This is a genomic window from Streptomyces sp. NPDC090106, from assembly GCF_044747265.1.
Classification (GTDB): Bacteria; Actinomycetota; Actinomycetes; order Streptomycetales; family Streptomycetaceae; genus Streptomyces.
Window position 1 is genome coordinate 1 of record NZ_JBIVDS010000047.1, and the last position, 1,776, is coordinate 1,776.

1 protein-coding gene and 1 pseudogene are annotated in these 1,776 nt (G+C 68.5%); both read left to right on the plus strand.

Features of this window, described 5'->3' with window-relative positions:
• Positions 1 to 114 (plus strand): annotated as a pseudogene (locus ACIPSE_RS47220) ((Fe-S)-binding protein); the annotation flags it as partial.
• Positions 111 to 1,622 (plus strand): LutB/LldF family L-lactate oxidation iron-sulfur protein, encoded by a 1,512-nt coding sequence (locus ACIPSE_RS47225; protein WP_401676390.1) that lies wholly within the window; start codon positions 111 to 113, stop codon positions 1,620 to 1,622. The pseudogene ACIPSE_RS47220 and the gene ACIPSE_RS47225, both read left to right, overlap by 4 nt.
• Positions 1,623 to 1,776: the final 154 nt, after the last annotated feature.

Genomic DNA, 1,776 nt, shown 5'->3' on the forward strand with positions numbered 1-1,776 from the left:
GACAACTCCTGCCTGATGCACATCGGCGGCACCATGTCCCGCCTGGACTCCCCCATGCGCCCCCTGCACATCGCGGAGATCCTGGCCGCAACCCAAGAGGAGCCGGTGGCATGAGCGGAACGTTCGTCGGCATGCCGGCCTTTCCCACCGCGGCCCGCGAGGCCGTCGCCAACCCCACCCTGCGCGGCAACCTGCGCCACGCCACCCACACCATCCGCGACAAACGCGCCAAAGCCGTCACCGAACTCGACGACTGGGCCCAGCTGCGCGAGGCCGGGAAACAGATCAAGGACCACACCCTCCACCACCTCGACCACTACCTCATCCAGCTGGAGGAGGCGGTCACGGCAGCGGGCGGCACCGTCCACTGGGCCGTCGATGCGGACGAGGCCAACCGGATCGTCACCGACCTCGTCAAAGCCACCGGCGAGACCGAGGTCGTCAAGGTCAAGTCCATGGCCACCCAGGAGATCGGGCTCAACGAGGCCCTGGAAGCCGAAGGCATCCGCGCCTACGAGACCGATCTCGCCGAACTCATCGTCCAGCTCGGCAAGGACCGCCCCTCCCACATCCTGGTCCCCGCCATCCACCGCAACCGCGCCGAGATCCGCGACATCTTCCGCACCGAGATGAGCGCATGGGGACGGCCCGCACCCGAAGGACTCACCGACACCCCCGCCGAACTCGCCGAAGCCGCACGCCTGCACCTGCGGGAGAAGTTCCTGCGCGCCAAGGTCGGCATCTCCGGCGCCAACTTCATGATCGCCGAGACAGGCACCCTCGTCGTCGTGGAGTCCGAGGGCAACGGACGCATGTGCCTGACCCTGCCCGACACCCTCATCTCCGTCGTCGGCATCGAGAAGATCCTGCCCACCTGGCAGGACCTGGAAGTCTTCCTCCAGACCCTCCCCCGCTCCTCCACCGCCGAACGCATGAACCCCTACACCTCCACCTGGACCGGCACCACCGACACCGACGGACCCAAGAACTTCCACCTCGTCCTCCTGGACAACGGACGCACCGACACCCTCGCCGACGACATCGGCCGCCAGGCCCTGCGCTGCATCCGCTGCTCCGCCTGCCTCAACGTCTGCCCCGTCTACGAACGCGCCGGCGGACACGCCTACGGATCCGTCTATCCCGGACCCATCGGCGCCATCCTCAGCCCCCAGCTCCGCGGCACCCAGAACGACATCGACGCCTCCCTGCCCTACGCATCCTCCCTCTGCGGCGCCTGCTACGAGGTCTGCCCCGTCGCCATCGACATCCCCGAAGTCCTCGTCCACCTAAGGGAACGCGTCGTCCAAGGCGGCGAAGTCACCCGAGCCGGCAACAAAGTCGTCCTCAAACCCGCCAAGGGACATACCGCCGAACGCACCACCATGCGCGCCGCCCGCTGGGCCCTGCGCCGCCCCGGCATCCTGCGCACCGGCCAGCGCATCGCCTCCCGCACCCGCCACCTCCACCCCAACCGCCTCCCCCTGCCCGGCCCCGGCAAAGCCTGGACCACCACCCGCGACCTCCCACCCCTGCCCAAAGAACCCTTCCGCGACTGGTGGCAACGCACCCAACCCACCACCAAGAACACTCCCAAGGACACCAGCAAGGACAGCCCCGCATGAGCAGCCGCGACCGCATCCTGGGCCGCATCCACCGCGCACTCCAAAACACCCCCGCCACCCCCATCGAACGCACCTACCACCAGGCCCACGGCAACCTCAGCCCCGAGGAACTGACCGACCTGCTCGCCGAGAACCTCACCGACTACCGCGCGAA

Coding starts and splice junctions, on each gene's coding strand:
- ACIPSE_RS47225 (WP_401676390.1), top strand. CDS start 111: ATGAGCGGAACGTTCGTCGGCATGCCGGCCTTTCCCACCGCGGCCCGC.